This window comes from Streptomyces sp. NPDC096310, assembly GCF_044763125.1.
GTDB lineage: Bacteria > Actinomycetota > Actinomycetes > Streptomycetales > Streptomycetaceae > Streptomyces.
In genome coordinates this window covers 131,296-149,070 of sequence record NZ_JBIWFO010000010.1, presented here as the reverse complement: position 1 = coordinate 149,070, position 17,775 = coordinate 131,296, and the positions used below count along the sequence as shown (strand labels likewise).

At 71.2% G+C, this 17,775-nt stretch carries 14 protein-coding genes and 3 pseudogenes; 9 read left to right on the top strand and 8 right to left on the bottom strand.

What is annotated here, in order from left to right; translation table 11 throughout:
• The first annotated feature begins 88 nt into the window (after positions 1–88).
• Positions 89–958, top strand: coding sequence for a DMT family transporter (locus ACIQ7D_RS20745; RefSeq protein ID WP_403939521.1), 870 nt, complete (start codon positions 89–91; stop codon positions 956–958).
• 156 nt (positions 959–1,114) lie between these two features.
• Here the strand turns inward: ACIQ7D_RS20745 and ribA are convergent.
• Positions 1,115–1,762: pseudogene (gene ribA / locus ACIQ7D_RS20740) on the bottom strand (GTP cyclohydrolase II); the annotation flags it as partial.
• A 156-nt stretch (positions 1,763–1,918) separates the two neighbouring features.
• Between ribA and ACIQ7D_RS20735 the strand changes: the two are divergent.
• Both ACIQ7D_RS20735 and ACIQ7D_RS20730 read left to right on the top strand, forming a co-directional pair.
• Positions 1,919–2,668 carry a creatininase family protein gene (locus ACIQ7D_RS20735; RefSeq protein WP_403939520.1) on the top strand — a complete coding sequence of 250 codons (750 nt, stop codon included), beginning with the start codon at positions 1,919–1,921 and terminating at the stop codon, positions 2,666–2,668.
• The gene (locus ACIQ7D_RS20730) at positions 2,665–3,705 is read left to right on the top strand and encodes a RibD family protein (protein WP_403939704.1); all 1,041 of its coding nucleotides are present in this window, start codon (positions 2,665–2,667) and stop codon (positions 3,703–3,705) included. Before ACIQ7D_RS20735 ends, ACIQ7D_RS20730 begins: the two co-directional genes overlap by 4 nt.
• On the opposite strand, the pseudogene ACIQ7D_RS20725 reads toward ACIQ7D_RS20730, so the two are convergent.
• The 5 genes and pseudogenes from ACIQ7D_RS20725 to ACIQ7D_RS20705 form a co-directional block, all read right to left on the bottom strand.
• Positions 3,631–4,449, bottom strand: a pseudogene (locus ACIQ7D_RS20725) (lysylphosphatidylglycerol synthase transmembrane domain-containing protein); the annotation flags it as partial. The gene ACIQ7D_RS20730 and the pseudogene ACIQ7D_RS20725 sit on opposite strands and share 75 nt — an antisense overlap.
• Positions 4,450–4,520: 71 nt before the next feature.
• On the bottom strand, positions 4,521–5,393 hold the full coding sequence (locus ACIQ7D_RS20720) for a methyltransferase domain-containing protein (RefSeq protein WP_403939518.1): 873 nt from the start codon (positions 5,391–5,393) through the stop codon (positions 4,521–4,523).
• Entirely contained in the window at positions 5,390–6,460 is a 1,071-nt protein-coding gene (locus ACIQ7D_RS20715; RefSeq protein ID WP_403939702.1) for a glycosyltransferase family 4 protein, read from the bottom strand. Before ACIQ7D_RS20715 ends, ACIQ7D_RS20720 begins: the two co-directional genes overlap by 4 nt.
• Positions 6,461–6,534: 74 nt before the next feature.
• Positions 6,535–6,933 (bottom strand): 6-pyruvoyl trahydropterin synthase family protein, encoded by a 399-nt coding sequence (locus ACIQ7D_RS20710; RefSeq protein WP_403939516.1) that lies wholly within the window; start codon positions 6,931–6,933, stop codon positions 6,535–6,537.
• Positions 6,934–7,081: 148 nt separating this feature from the next.
• A complete protein-coding gene (locus ACIQ7D_RS20705; RefSeq protein WP_403939514.1) occupies positions 7,082–8,080 on the bottom strand; it encodes a zinc-binding alcohol dehydrogenase in 999 nt (332 codons plus the stop codon).
• A 154-nt stretch (positions 8,081–8,234) separates the two neighbouring features.
• Between ACIQ7D_RS20705 and ACIQ7D_RS20700 the strand changes: the two genes are divergently transcribed.
• A complete protein-coding gene (locus ACIQ7D_RS20700) occupies positions 8,235–9,071 on the top strand; it encodes a CDP-alcohol phosphatidyltransferase family protein (RefSeq protein ID WP_403939700.1) in 837 nt (278 codons plus the stop codon).
• Here the strand turns inward: ACIQ7D_RS20700 and ACIQ7D_RS20695 are convergent.
• Positions 9,059–10,078 (bottom strand): DUF5954 family protein, encoded by a 1,020-nt coding sequence (locus ACIQ7D_RS20695; protein ID WP_403939512.1) that lies wholly within the window; start codon positions 10,076–10,078, stop codon positions 9,059–9,061. The two genes, ACIQ7D_RS20700 and ACIQ7D_RS20695, sit on opposite strands and share 13 nt — an antisense overlap.
• Before the next feature lie 1,747 nt (positions 10,079–11,825).
• Here ACIQ7D_RS20695 and ACIQ7D_RS20690 point away from each other — a divergent pair.
• Together ACIQ7D_RS20690 and ACIQ7D_RS20685 are read left to right on the top strand one after the other, a co-directional pair.
• Positions 11,826–13,220, top strand: a complete 1,395-nt coding sequence (locus ACIQ7D_RS20690) for an MFS transporter (protein ID WP_403939510.1) — start codon at positions 11,826–11,828, stop codon at positions 13,218–13,220.
• Between the two features lie 108 nt (positions 13,221–13,328).
• Positions 13,329–14,192: a fumarylacetoacetate hydrolase family protein gene (locus ACIQ7D_RS20685; RefSeq protein ID WP_403939508.1), complete on the top strand. Its 864-nt coding sequence runs from the start codon at positions 13,329–13,331 to the stop codon at positions 14,190–14,192.
• Positions 14,193–14,283: 91 nt separating this feature from the next.
• Here the strand turns inward: ACIQ7D_RS20685 and ACIQ7D_RS20680 are convergent, their stop codons facing one another.
• Positions 14,284–15,096: an IclR family transcriptional regulator gene (locus tag ACIQ7D_RS20680; RefSeq protein ID WP_403939506.1), complete on the bottom strand. Its 813-nt coding sequence runs from the start codon at positions 15,094–15,096 to the stop codon at positions 14,284–14,286.
• A 190-nt stretch (positions 15,097–15,286) separates the two neighbouring features.
• Between ACIQ7D_RS20680 and ACIQ7D_RS20675 the strand changes: the two are divergent.
• The 3 genes and pseudogenes from ACIQ7D_RS20675 to ACIQ7D_RS20665 all read left to right on the top strand — a co-directional run bounded on the left by ACIQ7D_RS20675 (position 15,287) and on the right by ACIQ7D_RS20665 (position 17,768).
• Positions 15,287–16,520, top strand: a pseudogene (locus tag ACIQ7D_RS20675) (enolase C-terminal domain-like protein).
• Positions 16,521–16,533: 13 nt separating this feature from the next.
• Complete coding sequence (locus tag ACIQ7D_RS20670) at positions 16,534–17,268, top strand: ribonuclease activity regulator RraA (protein WP_403939504.1); 735 nt, start codon at positions 16,534–16,536, stop codon at positions 17,266–17,268.
• On the top strand, positions 17,265–17,768 hold the full coding sequence (locus ACIQ7D_RS20665; RefSeq protein WP_403939502.1) for a nuclear transport factor 2 family protein: 504 nt from the start codon (positions 17,265–17,267) through the stop codon (positions 17,766–17,768). Before ACIQ7D_RS20670 ends, ACIQ7D_RS20665 begins: the two co-directional genes overlap by 4 nt.
• The last annotated feature ends 7 nt before the right edge of the window (positions 17,769–17,775 follow it).

Here is a 17,775-nt window from a genome sequence, read left to right as displayed (position 1 = left end):
GGGCCCGTGTCCCCCGTTCGGCCCCGGACCTGCGGCGCAGCACCGGGATGAGAACGGATCCGGTCGGCGGCGCCCGCATGATGGGCCGGTGATCAGTGTCCTGTTCGCCATTCTGACCGCGGTCAGCAACGGCTCCGCCGCGGTGCTCCAGCGCCGCGCCGCGGCCACCGTCCCCGACTCCCAGGCGATGCGTCTCTCGCTGATCGGCAAGCTGCTGCGCCAACCGGTCTGGCTGGCGGGGATCGGTCTGGTGCTGGTGGCCGCCGTCTGCCAGGCGGTGGCGCTCGCGACCGGGCCGATCGCCGTGGTCCAGCCGATCTTCGTCATCGAACTGCCCGCCACCCTGCTGCTCGCCGGGCGGCTCTTCAAGGTCCGGCTGCCCCGCTCCATCTGGTACGGGGCAGCCGCCGTCACCTGCGGTCTGGCCCTCGGGCTCGCCTCCGCGGCCCCCGGCGGCGGCTCCGAGAGCGTCCACGGGACCGCCTGGATCATGGCGCTGCTGCTCACCGGGGTCTTCGAGGCCCTGGTGATCTTCTGGGCGCTGCGGCTGCGCGGCAATCCGCGCGCCGCGCTCCTCGGCCTCGCCGCCGCCTGCGGATACGCGCTGACCGCCGCCCTGATGAAGGACGCCGTGGCCCGTCTCGACCACGGCGGGCCCGGCGCGCTCTTCGCCTCCTGGCAGCTCTACGCCATGGCGGTGGCCGGGGTGGGCGCGCTCTTCCTGCCCCAGAACGCCCTCCAGGCGGGCTCGCTGGCCGCCTCCCAGCCGATGCTCACCCTCGGCGACGCGCTGATCAGCATCGCGTACGGCGTGACCCTCTACGGCGAGACCGTACGCACCGGCTGGTGGCTGCTGCCCGAACTCACCGCGATCGGCCTGATCGCGGCCGGCTGTGTCGAACTGGCCCGCTCCCCGCTGGCCGGGGGAGGACCGCCGCCGCCGCGCCGCGTCCGCTGACCGGGACGGCGCGGAGGCGGCACAGGGGCGGTGACGGAGACGGTGCGCGGACGGTGCCGCTCAGCCGGACAGATCGGCCGCGGCGTTCACGGCGTTCACGGCCTTCACCGCGGTCACGGCGTCCGCCGCGTTCGAGGATTCAACGGGAACGCCCTCGTACACGAGGCCGTCCAGATGCGGCAGATGATGGTCCATCCGCTCCCGCTTGGTCCGCAGATACGAGAGGTTCTCCTCGCGCGGCGGTATCAGCAGCGGAACCTGCTCGGCGACCTTGATGCCGTACCGCAGCAACGCCTCGCTCTTGCGCGGGTTGTTCGACAGCAGCCGTACCGAGCGCACCCCCAGATCGTGCAGCATCTCCGCCGCCACCCGGTAGTCCCGGGCATCGGCCGGCAGCCCGAGGGCGAGGTTGGCCTCGACCGTGTCCAGGCCCTCCGACTGGAGCTGCATCGCCCGCAACTTTGCCAACAGGCCGATCCCGCGCCCTTCATGGCCCTGGAGATAGAGGAGTACGCCGCGCCCCTCGCGCACGATGGCGTCCAGCGCCGCACCGAGCTGTTCCCCGCACTCGCAGTGCTTGGAGCCGAAGGCGTCCCCGGTCAGACACTCCGAATGCACACGGGTGAGGGCTCCGTCCCCCGCGACATCGCCGTATACCAGGGCTATTTGTTCATCCCCGCGATTACGGTCCAGGTAGCCGACTGCGAGAAAGTCTCCGTGCACGGTGGACAGCCGTACTTTCGCCGCTCGTTCGACACCTGATGAACGAGTACTTTCGAGGCACACGCCATCACTGTCTGTCATGCCCCAATCATATCCGCTGAACGGCTCCCCGGGTACGGGAAGAAAGGTAAAAGGGCATCAACCGACGGTCGCCTTCATCACGTTCGGGCGATCACCACGCCATTGCCGCGTAGTCTGCTCCCGTCGATACCCACACGGAAAGAGAGGCCGGAAAACATGAACGGTTCGGGAACGCCACCGGTGACGGCCGGTCTGCTGCCCCGGGAGACGACGGAGGACGTACGGGCCGCGCGGCCCCGGGCCGCCATCCTCCCCGTCGGCAGCTTCGAGCAACACGGCGCGTACCTCCCGCTGGTGACGGATACGGTCGTGGCCTGCACCATCGCCCGTGAGATAGCCGCCGCCCACCCGGTCCACGCGCTCCCGCCGATCACCGTCTCCTGCTCGCACGAACACGCCGACTGGCCGGGGACCGTGAGCATTTCCGCCGCCACGCTCCACGCCGTCGTCCGCGACATCGCGGGATCCCTCCGCCGGTCCGGAATAAACTCCCTGATTCTGGTGAACGCACACGGTGGAAATTACGTACTGCGCAACGTGGTTCAGGAATCCGCCGGCAGCGGAACGCACATGGCGCTTTTCCCGGGATCGGCCGACTGGGACACGGCAAGGACCCGAGCGGGCGTGGAGACCTCTTCGCACAGCGATATGCACGCGGGTGAAGTCGAGACATCCATCCTGCTGCACGCCCATCCCGAACTTGTACGGCCCGGTTATGAGACCTCCGATTGCGTCGCCGACGACCGGAAGCATCTCCTCACACTCGGCATGGCCGCCTATACCCGGTCCGGTGTCATAGGCCGGCCCTCGCGGGCGTCCGCCGCGAAGGGAAAGGAACTGCTGGCCGCACTGGTCGACTCCTTCGGCGACTATCTCTCCCTCCTCACCCGCCAGGAGTCCCGATGACCGGCCACCGTCGCGCCGAGCCGTCCGCATCGGCGAAGTTCCCGACGGAGCTGGACACCGACACGGCATGGGAGCTGCTCCGTACCGTCAGGACCGAGGCGGACGCCGACGCCGCCGGCCTTGTCACGGACACCGGCGGCGGACGGCGCTGGAACCGGGACGCCTCGCCCGGCGCGCGGGAGCTGGCCGACCGCTATCTGCCGCTCTGCCTGGCCGGACCGCGTCTCACCTTCGCCCAGCTCGGCCAGAGCCTCGACGGCTTCATCGCGACCCGTACCGGAGACGCCGACTACGTCACCGGCGAGGAGGACCGCCGTCACCTCCACCGCCTGCGCGCCCTCGCCGACGCCGTGGTCGTCGGAGCCGGGACGGCCGTCGCCGACGACCCCCAGCTCACGGTGCGCGCCTGCGCCGGGCCCCACCCTGTACGGGTCGTCCTCGACCCGCACCGCCGGGTACCGCCGCATCGCAAGGTGTTCACCGACGGGTCAGCCCCCACCCTGTGGGTGGTGGCCGCCGGCCGCGAGCGCGGGCACACCCCCGGGGACGCCGTCCCCGGCGTGGAGGTGCTGACCCTGCCGGACAGTGCCGCGTTCGCCCCCGGCAACCTGGTGCGCGTACTCGCGCGGCGCGGCCTGGGCCGGGTGCTGGTCGAGGGCGGCGGTGTCACCGTCTCCCGCTTCCTCCACGAACAGGCCCTGCACCGGCTGTACGTCACCGTCGCGCCGGTCCTGCTCGGCGACGGTGTCCCCGGGCTCCGCTTCGCCGGTACGCCGGTGATGCGCGACGCCCTGCGCCCCCCGGCCCGGCGCACCGCCCTCGGCGAGGACACCCTCTTCGAACTCGACCTGGCCACGCCGCACCCCGGCCCACCACTGGACGGCGAGCACCCCGAGCCCCGGCAGGCTCGCGGCGAGCGAGAGCACCCCGTACACCACGGCGACGGTCAGCCCCTGGGCGGCGCCCAGACCCGCGGCCCCGAAAGCCCAGGCGGTGGCGCCCTCCCGGGGCCCCCAGCCGCCGACGTTCAGCGGTAGCGCCATCGCGAGCAGCGCCAGCACCATCAGGGGCAGCAGCTCGGCCGCGGGCGCCGTCACCCCCGCGGCCCGGGCGGCGAGCAGAAACGTGGCGAGGAACCCGGCCAGCACCACCACCGACGCGCCCGCCACCCCCGGCCAGCTCCGCCGGGCGAGCAGCCCGAGCCGTACCTCGGCGAGCGCCGTCCGCATCGCACGGCGCCGCCGCGAGAGGGCGGGCGCCGTGCGCCGCCGCCCGGCGGCCACGGCCACCAGGGCGGCGAGCACGGCGAGCACGGCGAGCACCATCAGCGCGCCCGGCGTCCCGAGCGTCTCCAGCACCGCCCGGCGCGCCGCCGCCGGAGCCGCGGACGGCCACCAGGCCAGCAGCGTCACCCCGACCGCCACCAGCACGACCTGGCCCGCGACCCGTTCGAGGACGACCGCGCGGACACCCCGGCCGACATCACCGGCGCTCCGCCCGTGCCGTACCGCACGGTGCACATCACCGAGGACCCCGCCGGGCAGCGCCGCGTTCAGGAACAGCGCCCGGTAGTAGTCCGCGACGGCGTCGCGCAGCGGCAGCCGGATACCCAGACCACGCGCGACCAGACACCAGCGCCAGGCGCTGCACACGGTGGTGACCAGACCGAGTCCGACCGCGGCGAGCAGCGTGGGACCGTCGATCCCGCGCACCCCGTCCACCAGCGGACCGGTGCCGAGCTGCCACACCAGCACCCCGAGGATGACCGCCCCGGCGACCATCCCGAGCCGCCCCCGCAGCGCCCCGCGGACTCCGTACCTCGGCGTACGCGGGGTCCCGGCACCCCGCGCCGTCACCTGACGCCGCCCGTCCGGGGGAGCGCCAGCAGATCGCTGTGGTGCACGACCACCCGCAACACGCCCGCCTCGCACTGCTCCAGACGGCGTCGCAGATACTCCTCGGCGGGCGCCGCGAGATCCGGCCGCTGCTCACAGGCCGCGCCGACCCAGCCGCGCAGCCACTCGGCCGTGAGCGCCGACTCGGCGGCGCCCAGCCGCCACGGGCTCGCCTGCACCCGTACGGTCGCCCCGCACCGCGCGAAGGCGGCGGCGGCCACCGCGACGGCGTCGGGCCCCAGCATGCTCCGGCCGTGCTCGGCCCGCCGCTGGTGCGCGTTGAACGCCTCGGCCAGCTCCGCGTCGAGCGGATCGGCCGGGCTCAGCTCGACCCGGCCCACCACGGAGAGCGCCAGCAGCGCCGGGCAGCCCGCCCCCGCGCAGGCGGCGGCGAGCGCGTCCACCTCCTCGCGGGTGAGCACGTCCAGCAGCGCGGAGGCCGTCACCAGCGAGGCGCCGGCCAGCCCGTCCGCCGTCAGCTCCGCGAGGTCGCGGCGCTCGGTGGCGACCGTGACCCGGCTGCCGTCGGCGGCCGTACGGGGCGTCCGCGCCGCGGCCAGCTCCAGCAGCTCGGGGTCGTGGTCGTGCAGGACCCAGCGCTGCGGTCCGGCCAGCTTCGGGGCGAGCCAGCGCCCCATGGAGCCGGTGCCGCACCCCAGATCGTGGATCACCAGGGCCCGTTCGCCGTTACCGGCGGGCCCGGCCAGTCTGCCGCGCAGCGTGTCGAGGAGTTCCGTCGCGCGCGCGGCCCCGTCCGCGCCCTCGCGCAGCTCCAGCCACGCGGGGGCATAACGGGTCGCTTCCGAACGCGGAGCTTCTGAAGTGGTCACGCGGCCCTCCCGGTTTCCTGACGGAGCTGTTCCAGCGCACCGGCCAGACTCCGTGATGTCGTCCCCCACCCGTCCAGCGCGGTGCGCCGCCCGCGCGCCGCGGCCGTCAGCGCCCGCCGGGTGTCCGGCTCTTCGAGCCAGCCGCGCAGCGCCGCCGTGAGCGCCGCCGGGTCCTGGGGCGGTACCAGCACCCCCGGTACGGCGCCGTCGGGGGCCTGCCCGACGGCCTCGGGGAGCCCGCCCACGTCCGTCGTCAGTACGGGCACACCGCGCGCCAGTGCCTCGGTCACCGCCATGCCGTACGTCTCGGCGTCCGACGCGAGCACCAGCAGATCGGCGGCGGCGTACCGCCCGGCCAGCTCCTCGCCGGCCAGCGGTCCCGCCAGCCGCACCCGGTCGCCCAGACCGTGCCGCCCGATCAGCTCCCGCACCCCGGCGACATAGCCGGGATCCTGGTCGAGCCCGCCCGCGCAGACACAGCTCCATGGCAGGTCGGCGAGGGCCGCCAGGGCCTCCACCAGCCGGTGCTGACCCTTGCGCGGGGTGACGGTGGCCACGCAGAGCAGCCGCGAACCGTCCCCCGGCCCCGTCGCCAGAGGCGCGATGTCGGCGCCGGGCGCGGCCACATGGACCCGCTCAGGGGCGAGCCCGTGGTGGTGTACGAGCCGCCGCGCCGCCCACGCGCTGGTGGCCACGACCGCGGGCACGGCGCGCAGCGTCCGGCGCTCACGGTCGTCCAGCTCCGCCGCGTCGGCGGGGGCGAGCCCCGTCTCGTCGGCCAGCGGCAGATGCACCAGCACCGCCAGCCGCAGCCGCGCGGCCTCGGGGGCGACGACACCGGGGACGCCGCAGGCGACGAGCCCGTCGAGCAGCACGACCGCGCCGTCCGCGAACCCGGCCAGCAGACCGGCCAGTTCGGTACGGGCCGCCGCCCCGGGCCGGGGCCAGCCGCCCGCCACCGTGTGTTCATGGACCCGCCAGCCCGCGCCGGGCAGCTCCCGGCAGACCCGGCGGTCGTACGTGTTGCCGCCGCTGGGCGCGGCCGGGTCGTCGACGCCACCGGGCATGACGAGATGCACCGCCCGCGCGGGCGGCGCCGTACGCGGGGGTGCGACCGGCGCGGTGGTGGCGTCGGCACCGCTCACAGGGCGCGCTCGTAACTCGCCCACGCGACATGCGACTCGTGCAGGGTGACCTGGACGGCCGCCAGCCCGCGGGCGCCCTCGCCGAGCGCCCCGGCGTGCACCCGGTCGGCCAGCCGGTCCGCGATGATCTTCGCCAGGACCTCGGTGGAGGTGTTGACCCCGGCCAGATCCGGTTCCTCGTCGAGGTTGCGGTACGTCAGTTCGCCGACCACAGCGCCCAGTTCCCGGGTGGCCAGGCCGATGTCGACCACGATGCTGTCGGCGTCCAGCTCGGCCCGGCGGAAGGTGGCGTCCACGAGGAACGTCGCACCGTGCAGCCGCTGCGCGGGCCCGAAGACCTCCCCGCGCAGGCTGTGGGCGATCATGATGTGGTCGCGGACGGTGATGCTGAACAACGGATGACCCTCCAGTGCGGCATGTCCCGGCCCCGGCACGCGAGGCCGGGGCATGGTCTGTAGTACGGCCGGACCGCCCGTCCTGTTCAGACGGGTTCAAGCCACCGCCATCACACACCAGCCATCCCGGCCGCGCGGGGGCCGCCCGTCAGCCGCCCGGCAGGCCCGCGTCCGGCTCGTACACCACCCGGTGGCAGAGCCCCGGCAGCTCCCCGGCGGCGATCCCGGGCAGCACTCGCGGCAGCTCCTCGAAGCCGCACTCGCCGGTGACCAGCGCGTCGAACACGGGCTCCGCCAGCAGCTCCAGGGAGAGCGCGAGCCGGTCGGCGAAGCTCCGGCGGGCGCCGCGCGCCGGGGAGACCGTGCCGACCTGGCTGCCACGCAGGGTCAGCCGCCGCGAGTGGAACGCCTCGCCCAGCGGCAGCGCGACCCGCCGGTCGCCGTACCAGCTCAGCTCCACGACGGTGCCCTCCGGGGCGAGCAGTTCCAGCGAGCGCGCGAGCCCCGCCTCGGTGGCGCTCGCGTGGACGACCAGATCACAGTCGCCCAGCGCGTCCCCGGGGAGCGCGAAGCCGGCCCCGAGCGCCTCGGCGATCCCGGCCCGCGCGGGCTCCGCGTCCACCAACTGGACCCGGACGCCCGGGTAGCGGGCGAGCAGCGCGGCGACGGAGCAGCCGATCATGCCGCCGCCGACCACGGCGACCCGGTCCCCGATCAGCGGCGCCGCGTCCCACAGGGCGTTCACCGCGGTCTCCACCGTCCCGGCCAGAATGGCCCGCCCGGCGGGCACACCGTCCGGAACGGGGGTCACCGCGCTCGCCGGGACCACGTACCGCGTCTGGTGCGGGTAGAGGCAGAAGACCGTACGTCCCAGCAGCTCGGACGGGCCCTCCTCGACCAGACCCACGTTGAGATAGCCGTACTTGACGGGCCCGGGGAACTCGCCCTCCTGGAACGGCGCCCGCATCACGGTGTGCTGACTGCGCGGCACTCCGCCGCGGAAGACCAGGGTCTCCGTACCGCGGCTCACCCCGGAGCAGAGGGTGCGCACCAGGACGTCCCCCTCGCCGGGTTCCGGCAGGGCGACCTCCCGTATCTCGCCGTGGCCGGGTGAGCGGAGCCAGAAGGCGCGTGCGGCGCGCTTCATCGGTGTCCTCCTGAACGCTGGGGTGACGGTGCACGTTCTTAGTTCACGAGGCCGCGCACGGTACGCGGCGCCAATCGACTCTGTCACACGGCCGGAGGGTGCAACGGTGGCCCTGAACGACTCGTACCACCTGAACAAGTACCACCTGAACCACATGTACGACCTGAACGAGACCTACCCCACCCGGCTGTTGCGCCGCGCGGGGCTGCTCCGCCAGGAGACGGCCGTGGGCGCGGGCGCCCAGCTCCTCCTGCTGGCCCTCGTCGGCGCGATGACGGGACTGGGGCCCGCGGGCTGGCTGGCGGGCCTGGTGTTCACGGCGGGCACCTGGGCCGTGCTCACCCGCGCGCTCTCCCGGGCCTGGCCCGGCCCCTTCGGCCCGGCCAACGGTGTCACGCTCGCCCGGGCCACGCTCGTCGGCGCGGTGACCGCGCTGGTCGCGGACTCCTTCACACACCGGGCCCCCGTCGCGCTCCTGGTCGCGCTCACCACGGTGGCGCTGATCCTGGACGCGGTCGACGGCCAGGTGGCCCGGCGCACCGGCTCGGTCTCCTCCCTCGGGGCGCGCTTCGACATGGAGGTCGACGCCTTCCTGATCCTGGTGCTCAGCGCCTACGTCGCGTTGTCGCTGGGCCCGTGGGTGCTGCTGATCGGCGCGATGCGGTACGTCTTCGTCGTCGCCGCCCGGGTCCTCCCCTGGCTGAACGGCGCGCTCCCGCCGAGCATGGCCCGCAAGACGGTGGCCGCGCTCCAGGGCATCGCCCTGCTGGTGGCGAGCGCCGGATTCCTCCCGCACCTGCCCGCGCTCGCCGTGGTCCTGACGGCGCTGGCGTTGCTCACCTGGTCCTTCGCCCGTGACATCGCCTGGCTGTGGCGGTCGGGCCGCGACCGGCGGACGGCGGCGGCCACCCCGCCCGCCGCCGTACCGCGCGCCCTGGCCGGCACCCGCGACGCGGGGCCCGCGGGGTGCGCCGTTCGTCAGTCGTCGTAGTGCAGGATCCCGTCCTCGTCCATGGTCGGGTGCATCTTCGAGGGCCCGTCGACATCCCGATCGGACGGGCGGGGCGGCTCCGGTCCGTCCGGGCCGGTGCGCAGCAACCGTTCGATGCGGCAGACACGGAACACCACATCGCCCACGCGCGCCTCGTCGGCCCGGCCGGCGGCCCGGAACCGCTCGGCGGCCCGCGCGTACGCGGCCTTCGTCCCCTCGTCGAACTGGTGGAGACGCGGCCAGGTGGAGGCCATCCCGTGGTACAGCAGCCGCCGCGCGTCGTGCGGCGTGGGCATGAAGGCGCCCCGGGGCCGCCATCCGTTCTCGTTCTGTTCGGTCACACCGAAGCACACGGGCAGCATCACGATCTCGGGATGCGTGGTGACCGCCCGCCGCGAGTCCCCGCGTACGTCGTCGGGGAAGCGCGCGCCGGAGTACGCGAACTCCCGCAGCCCCAGCCGCAGGGCCGCCGCCGAGGGGCCGGTGTCGCCGTACCCGGGATCGAGGACGAAGCCGGGGTCCGGTGACGGGGTGGTGTCCGCGCCGGTCCAGGACAGATCGGCCGGCTCCCGGTCCGTCGGCCGGGGCGGCTCAAGACCGTCCTTCCCGCTCCGGGCGAACTCGTCGCCCCGTACGACCCGGTAGCGCACCCCGAGGACCTCCAGCTCGTCGACCGGCTCCCGTTCGAGAACCGCGACCGCGGCCAGCAACGCGCGGCGCACCGCCCGGTCGTCGGTGTCGTCCCTGGCCCGGAACCAGAGAGACGAGTGGAGCGCGTCCCGCGCCTGCTGGGGCGTCGCATCGGTCGCTTCTTCGATCAGCCGCCAGCGCCCGTCGGTCCGGGGATCCTGCGCGGCCACACCGAAGACCGGCCCGCGCGGCGCGAGATACGGATAACGCTGCGCCGCGTCGACGGCATCGGCCTCGGCCACCCACGCGGCGGGATCGTCCCGCTCCACCAGCCCCGCGTGGAGCCGTTCCAACTGTCGCTTCCAGTCATCAGCCATACACACATTGTTGTCGTTCGGGCGCCCGGATCCGGCCCGAACGCCTCACATCACCCGAACCGTGCGCGCGACGAGCCCGACCGGTACCCAGAAACGCAGAAAACCCCAGATCAACTGGGGTTCTCCTTGGTGGTCAACCGACACAATCCCTTGAACAGCCAGTTCCGTGTTTGGTCGGCGTGGTCGTTCCCTCGGACATGAAGATCACTTCCCGTCGCGCAGGTCAACCCTGGTGGAAGGTAACTCAGGCGATGTCTCCAACGGCGGGGTGGGCTCGGCCTACATGAAGGAAAGGGCCTCGGTCGCCGCGGTCCGCTTGCCGGGGCCGGGGCATTGCAGTTGAAGGGTGAAGGCGGTATCCATTCCGCGGTCGAGTCCTTCCTGATGGCGGTGGTGTCCCGAGGCCCGGAGTTTCTCTACTGGTTTACAGCCGACTCGCTCGGACGACCCGGTGCCCGATCCCCCTGGTCTAGCTGCCGACCGGTCGGAGACAGCCGGGGTGGGGCGACCAAGTGCTGGAGGGCGGCCGCAGTTCGGTGACCTTTGTGTCCTCCTGCGGCACGGAAATTGCCGGGGCGCTGGGCACTGGACAGACGTGGATCCGGGCCCGAGCGGAGGCTCCTCCGCAGCCGGCCTGGGGAGGCCGGCTGGGCACGAGGCCCTGTGTCAGCCGTCGCAGCTGACGCCGAGTGGTCCCGAACAGGCCGGTGAACAGGACCGCGCGGGCCAGGTTGGGCTTCTGGAGGACTTCCACGGGGCGAGGGTCCGGGTCTGGCCGGGGCCGCTCTTGTTTCTTGCTGATCCTGCCGGGGTGCGGTCATCCGCGTACCCCGGGCTCGGCTCCAGTTCCTTCGTGACGTCCGGATCCGTGCGGCAGGGTCAGTGTGCGGAGTCCAGGAAGAGGCGTCCCCAAGCGTAGGCATTCCGTTCGAACTCCTCACGGCGGCAGGAATGAAGGAGTCGCTGTCCCGCTTCACACCCGGATGCGCTCGGGAGCGGCCTCAGCCCGAACCGAGCCGAAGGGCGGTTTCGGGTCGCATTCGATGGAGAGCTGGATGACCTGGACGTGTCGGGGCCGGCCAGCTCGGCCAGCAGGGTGAGACCGCAGTCGATGTCCGCGCCGGTGCCGCCGCCGGACAGCGGGGGGACCGGGTGCACACCGTGGTGGCGCAGTGGGCTCCCCGCACCAGGCGCCGGATCGGCCAGGAACACCTCGCCCTGAACGGGTTCGGTGGCGTTACGGCCGCCAGGAACCAGTACCACGTCGCAGGTGTCGATTTCGGCGAGGTCAGTCAGGGCAGTGAACGTCAGCCCTGCGGTGTACCGGTCGGCTGACCACAGAAGCGGGGACCAGGACTCCGGGCCACAGCTACAGCATTTGATAAGGGCCGGTGAAGCCCAAAGCTGGGGTCATGCCCGTCGAACAGCGGGAGACCACGGTGAAAGGCCGCCCCGCACCGTCTTCGCCGTGGTCGTACTGCTCCAGAGCGCGATGTCACGGCCTGTCTGTGCCGGTGGGGTCCGGCGCTCGCGGCACCGGCCCGACTCCACCCTGCGGGCCCGCTCCTTCGCCGAGGTCAGTTCGTGTGGGTGGCCGGGGAAGTCACAGCCGCGCAAGGGCCTTGACACGGCTGAAACGCGCAACTTACGTTACCGCGTACCGATGAACGGTACAGCGTCCCAACCATTGAGACATGGGCGCTTGGCCGGTCGGCTCCTGTCAGCGTCGACGGAAGAAGTGCCGCGCATGAGCTCGCACGTCAGCAGCCCGGAGTCTTCGGGGCCGCAGCACCTTGAGGGTGCCACCAGTAAGATTCTCCGGCGCGTCGTCCCGCTGTTCGCGGTCATGATGATGTGCAATCAGCTCGACCGGTCCAATATCGGATTCGCCCAGGACCGGCTGGAGATCGATCTGGGAATCGGGGCGGCGGCCTATGGGCTTGGCGCCGGTCTTTTCTTCGTCGCCTATACCCTGTTCGAACTGCCGAGCAATGCCCTGATGGAGAAGTTCGGGGCGAAATTGTGGCTGTCCCGGATCTGTGTCAGCTGGGGCATTGTCTCGGCCTGCATGCTCTTCGTTCAGGGAGAGGCCAGCTTCTACGCCCTGCGGTTCCTGCTGGGTGTGGCCGAAGCAGGATTCGTGCCGTCCGTCCTGTACTACCTGACCAAGTGGCTGCCCAATTCCCACCGTGGCCGCGCCAACGCGCGTTACGCGGTCGGCGCTCTCGTCGCCTTCTCCATTGCCGGGCCGCTGTCCGGACCACTGCTCGCGATGGACGGGATCTGGGGGCTGACCGGCTGGCAGTGGATGTTCCTGATCGAGGGTCTGGCCACCGTCGTCGTCGGTGTCTTTGCCTACTTCTGGCTGGACTCCAGGATCGAGGATGCCCGCTGGCTGACCCGTGAGGAGAAAAGCGCTCTCGTCGAGGCGATAAAGGCGGACGAGTTCGAGTCCTCGCAGCACGACGGGGGGCGGGCGAACATATGGGCCGTGCTGCGGAGCCCGAAAGTAGGTCTCCTTATCTTCATCTACTTCTCCGTCCAGATGTCGATTTATGCCAACACCTTCTGGCTGCCGTCAATTGTCCGGGGAATCAAGGGAACCAACGATTTCACGGTCGGTTTCCTCTCCTCCGTGCCGTGGATCTGCGCGATCTTCGCCATGTTCACCCTCGCCCGGATCGGCGACCGCACCGGCCGGCGCAAGCCGCTTTTGATCGGTGCGCTGCTCGCCGCGTCGGTAGGGTCGTTCGCGGCGGCGGTCACCTCACCCGTCATCGCCCTGGTGATGCTCTCCTTGGCCGCGATGGGCTTCAAGAGCATCAGCCCCATCTTCTGGCCGATCGTCCAGCGGACGGTGCATCCGATGGCTGTCGGCATGGCCATCGCGCTCATCAATTCCCTCGCCAACCTGGGCGGGTTCGTCGCCCCTTACGGATTCGGGCTGGTGAAGGAGCAGACCGGCAGTACCGCCTGGGGCTTGATCGCCCTGGCCGTGGTCTCGCTGATCGCGGCCGTCGTCACCTGCTTCATCTCCGACGGACGCGACACCGACAGGGAAGAACCGGCGCCCGTCACGCGGGGCGAGGGCGCTCCCGAAGGCCCGGCAAAACCGGCCGTGCCCGGTATCGCCTCCCAGTGAGCCCTCACATGGCCACCCTTCACGGACAACTCCCTACGGAATGGCAAACGCCCCGTGTTCCCCGGCGGGGGACGTGGGCACTCGATCTCCCAGGAAAGACACCCCTCAATGCATCTCGCCACCCTCACTCACGAAGGCCGGCCGCGGCTCGTCACCAGGACCGCCGCCGGGCACCACTGGCGTACGGCGCCCCAGGGCGTCTGCCTGGAGGACGTCATCACCGGCAGGGCCCTGCCGCCCGCGGGGGACGAACTGTCCGCCGAGGACACGGAACTGCTGCTGCCGTACCAGCCTGGCACCCTGTACGGGATCGGCCTCAACTACCGCGACACCATCGCGGAGATGGGCTGGGAGCAGCCCACCGAGCCGTATTTGTTCCCCAAGCTCTCCTCCAGCGTCATCGGCACGGGTGATGCCATCGTCTTCGATCCCGAGCTGACCCGGCGCGTCGACTGGGAGAGTGAGCTGGCCGTCATCATCGGGAAGGAGACCCGGCACGTACGCGAACGGGATGCTCTGAAGCGGGCCTTCGGCTACACGGTCGCCAACGACATATCCGCCCGTGACCTCCAGGCGAACGATGGGCAGTGGCTCCGGGGAAAGGGCCTGGACACCTTCTGCCCGCTGGGTCCGGTTGTCGTCACGGCCGACGAGATCCCCGATCCTCAGAATCTGCGTGTCCGTACCTGGGTCAATGGCGAGAAAGTGCAGGACGGTACGACCGCCGACATGGTGTTCACCATCCCGGCGCTCATCTCCTATCTGAGCCGCTATTTCACGCTCCGGCCCGGGGACGTCATTTTGACCGGCACTCCGGCGGGCTGCGGGGATTTCATGGACCCGCCGCGCTCCCTGCGTCCCGGTGACGTCGTGGAGTCGGAGGTCGAGGGGATCGGCCGACTGGTCAATCCCGTGCGTGCCATCGGCGGCGACAAGGCGCGAACTCGTAGAGTGTCGCCTCCAGGAGCGTGACAGTGCGTGGGTCGCGCGGGCTGCCCACCCGCCCGCGCGGCCTCAGTCTCGGCGCGTACCGCCAGAGGGGAGGCGGGCGATGGTGTCTCGCTCAGGTCGTGGGCGGCAGATAACCGAGATCCGCGGACAGTTCCCGGCATACCTGCGCCACTACCGGCCCATACGTCGGTACGAGCGGCTCCATGCGCTCGGCCACGCCCGCAACGCTGATGCACGCCACCGGCAGTCCGGTGTGGTCGTACACAGCGGCGCCGCAGCAGCAGCTCGAATCGTCGAATTCCCGCAGGTCCTGTGACCAGCCGCGCTCACGGGTGCGTTCGATCTCGGCGTGCAGTTCGGAGACCGTCGCCGCTGTCACGGGCGAGAGCGGCGAGCGGACCAGCTCGATGAGTGCCTCGTCCAGCCTCGGCTGCGGCAGCGCGGCCAGGTAGGCGCGTCCCAGGGACGTCGAGTGCAGCGGCCGGGAGGCACCCAGCTCCGCGGTGACGGCGGCGGGGCGCGTCCCGCGCTCCCGGTGCACGAACACCATGGTCTGGCCGTTCGGCACGCCCAGGCTGACGGTTTCCTGCGTGAGGTCGGCCAGCTTGCGCAGCGCGGGCGCGGCGGCGTCGCGCAGATTTGTCGAGGCGACCGCCGCCGATGCCAGCCGTACCGCGGCCGAGCCCAACTGCCACTGGCCGGTCACCGGGTCATGGGTCAGCCAGCCCTGTTCCTGCAGCCGGTCCACCAGACGGTACGCCGTGCTGCGCGTCAGCCCCAGCGTATGGGCGATCTCCGTCGTCTTCGCGCCCCGCGCCTGCGCGACATGGGTGAGGATCGCGAGCCCCCGGTCCAGGGCTCCCGCCGCGCGCTCGCCGTTACCGCCGGCGCCCTGGCCGGGCTCCGGTGTGACTGTCTCGCTCATCGTCCTCTTCAGCCTTCCCGTTCCGCGCGTCCGCCGAGACTACCGACCCGTGCTTCGTCCAGACATGGGGACTTGTGCGGTACGCGCCACCATTGCTACGTTCCATACACCCAACTAGCGAGATGATATCCCATTCATTGGGATTGCGTTTCTCGTTTCGTAGAGAGGAGCTCGTATGCGAAGGAGGAAGATGGCCCGCTCCCCCGGCATCACCGAGGTGCGGCTCACGCCGATCCTGATAACCGACGCTCCCCTTCTGCATGTCGCGGGCGTCCACCAGCCCTACGCCCCTCGCCTGATCGTCGAAATCGAGATGGAGACCGGGACCGTCGGCCTGGGTGAGACCTACGGAGACGGGGACTACCTGCGACTGGCCGCCGGTCTGGCGCCCCGACTGAAGGGCCTGCCGGTCGGCGAGATCAACACGATTCGCACCGTGGGGAGCGAGACGGGCAACCGCGTGGTCAGTCCGCACCCGGACGCCAGCGGTTACCGCTGGCTGCTCACCGCCGAGAAGATGCGACTCAGCATTGTTTCCGCCTTCGAGACCGCCGCCTTGGACGCGTACGGCAAGGAGTTGGGCGTCCCGTCCATGCGCTGCTCGGCGGCAGGGTCCGCGACCGCGTCGACTACGCCGGTTACCTCTTCTGCAAATGGGGTCGGCACCCGGGCTCGGACGATCCCACGGGCGACTGGGGCGAGGCCAGCGACCCCGACGGTGTGGTCGCCCTCGCCCGTAAGTTCCATGAGCGGTGCGGCTCACGCTCCTTCAAGCTCAAGGGCGGTGTCTTTCCTCCCGAGGAGGAAGTGGCCGCGATCAAGGCCCTGGCCGCCGCGTTCCCCGAGCACCCGCAGCGCTTGGACCCCAACGGCGCCTGATCCCTGGAGACCGCGACCAAGGCTGCCGAGGAACTCACCGGCGTCGTTCAGTACCTGGAGGACCCCACGGCCCGGCTGGAGGACATGGCCGAGGTCCACCGCCGTACGGGCATGCCGCTGGCCACCAACATGGTGGTCGCGGTGCTCTCCGATCACCACTTCTGGGGCGGGCTGCTGGCGACCAGAGACCTGGCCGCCGTCTGCCGGGCCTACGGCAAGGGCATCTCCATGCACTCCAACACCCGCCTCGGCATCAGCCTTGCCGCCATGACGCAGGTCGCGGCGACGATCCCCGGTCTTGACTACGCCTGCGACACCCACTACCCGAGGCAGTCCGAGGAGGTACTCACCGAGCGCCTCGCCTTCCAGGACGGTGCCGTCGCCGTCACGGACAACCCGGTCTCGGCGTCGAACTGGACCGGGACGCGCTCGCCCGGCTGCACGAACGCTGGAACCGGCGTCCCGATATGCGTGAGCGGGACGACATCGCCGCGATGCGCGCCGTACACCCTGGCCACGAACGCCCCGCCCTCCCGAAGCTCTGAGGAGAAGACCTGTATGTCACCCGCCCATGAGCCCGAGCCCCTGGACCCGAAGGTCCTGGACACACTGCGCCGGGTCAGCACCGCGACGCTGGCCACCCGACTGTTCGCTGTCGGCCTGCGCCAGCAGTTCCTCGTGGGGCTCTCGCCGCTCAACCCCGATCTGGACGGGTTCGTCGGCGAGGCGTTCACCATGCGCTTCATCCCGGCCCGTGAGGACCTCGACACCCTCGAAAGCCTGCCCGGCGAGGACAACCTGCAGTGGCTCGGAGTGGAGAGCCTCGGCAAGGGCCAGGCCCTCGTCATCGACAGCCGGAGCGACATCTCCGCCGCCTCGGCGGGTGACATGCTCGTCACCCGCGCCCTGCACCGCGGCGCCACCGCCTTCATCACCGACGGCGCGTTCCGTGACGGCCATGTCCTGAAGGACCTGCCGATCGCGACGTACGCTCGGGCCACCACGGCCACCACCCGGCTGACCAGCTTCCACGTCGCCGACCTCCAAGTCCCCATCGGCTGCGCCGGCGTGGCCGTGTACCCGGGCGACGTCCTGGTCGGCGACCGTGACGGCGTGATCGTCGTACCCCGTTACCTGGCGCCCCGAATCGCGGACCAGGCGCTGGAGCAGGAGGAGCTGGAGGCATATCTCCACACCCGGGTGCATGAGGGCGAACCCCTGCTGGGCGGGCTCTACCCGCCGAGCGAAGAAACCAAGGAACAGTACCGCCAGTGGAAGAAGGCACGCGCATGACGGCGTTCAAGGACCTGGACGAGGCCACGCGCCGGGCCGGGATGGAAGCCACCATCCGTACGTACTTCGACGGCTGCAACGAAGCCGACGTGGAGAAGATGGCCGCCACGTTCCACCCGGCCGCTGTCCACTACTTCCCGCCAGGCATCGGGGGCCCCTGGAAGGGGGCCCGCACCATAGCGGAGAACTGGCGGCACCTGACGCTGACCATTGGCTCCGCCTGGACCATCGACCGGCTGGTCACCGATGCCCAGTCGCTCCAGGCTGTCATTGAGTGGACCCACTACAAGACGAAACTGAACGGGTTCCTGCGAGGCGACGAGTGGTACGTCTTCGACGAGGAAAGCGGCCTCATCACCGAGATCCGGGCCTACTACGCGTCCCGCTCCGACGGCCGCGACCAGGTCGAACTCGAGGGTTTTGACTACACGGACCGCGGCTACCACCTCACATGCCCGGTCAGCCGACCACACCCGGACGCCCGCTATTCCGTGAAGTGAGGCGCAC

What these genes read in the sequence shown, in the direction of transcription:
- ACIQ7D_RS20665 (WP_403939502.1), top strand. Translation starts at nt 17,265, where the DNA reads ATGACGGCGTTCAAGGACCTGGACGAGGCCACGCGCCGGGCCGGGATG.
- ACIQ7D_RS20670 (WP_403939504.1), top strand. Translation starts at nt 16,534, where the DNA reads ATGTCACCCGCCCATGAGCCCGAGCCCCTGGACCCGAAGGTCCTGGAC.
- ACIQ7D_RS20690 (WP_403939510.1), top strand. Translation starts at nt 11,826, where the DNA reads ATGAGCTCGCACGTCAGCAGCCCGGAGTCTTCGGGGCCGCAGCACCTT.
- ACIQ7D_RS20680 (WP_403939506.1), bottom strand. Translation starts at nt 15,096, where the DNA reads ATGAGCGAGACAGTCACACCGGAGCCCGGCCAGGGCGCCGGCGGTAAC.
- ACIQ7D_RS20705 (WP_403939514.1), bottom strand. Translation starts at nt 8,080, where the DNA reads ATGAAGCGCGCCGCACGCGCCTTCTGGCTCCGCTCACCCGGCCACGGC.
- ACIQ7D_RS20700 (WP_403939700.1), top strand. Translation starts at nt 8,235, where the DNA reads ATGTACGACCTGAACGAGACCTACCCCACCCGGCTGTTGCGCCGCGCG.
- ACIQ7D_RS20695 (WP_403939512.1), bottom strand. Translation starts at nt 10,078, where the DNA reads ATGGCTGATGACTGGAAGCGACAGTTGGAACGGCTCCACGCGGGGCTG.
- ACIQ7D_RS20735 (WP_403939520.1), top strand. Translation starts at nt 1,919, where the DNA reads ATGAACGGTTCGGGAACGCCACCGGTGACGGCCGGTCTGCTGCCCCGG.
- ACIQ7D_RS20730 (WP_403939704.1), top strand. Translation starts at nt 2,665, where the DNA reads ATGACCGGCCACCGTCGCGCCGAGCCGTCCGCATCGGCGAAGTTCCCG.
- ACIQ7D_RS20685 (WP_403939508.1), top strand. Translation starts at nt 13,329, where the DNA reads ATGCATCTCGCCACCCTCACTCACGAAGGCCGGCCGCGGCTCGTCACC.
- ACIQ7D_RS20715 (WP_403939702.1), bottom strand. Translation starts at nt 6,460, where the DNA reads ATGCCCGGTGGCGTCGACGACCCGGCCGCGCCCAGCGGCGGCAACACG.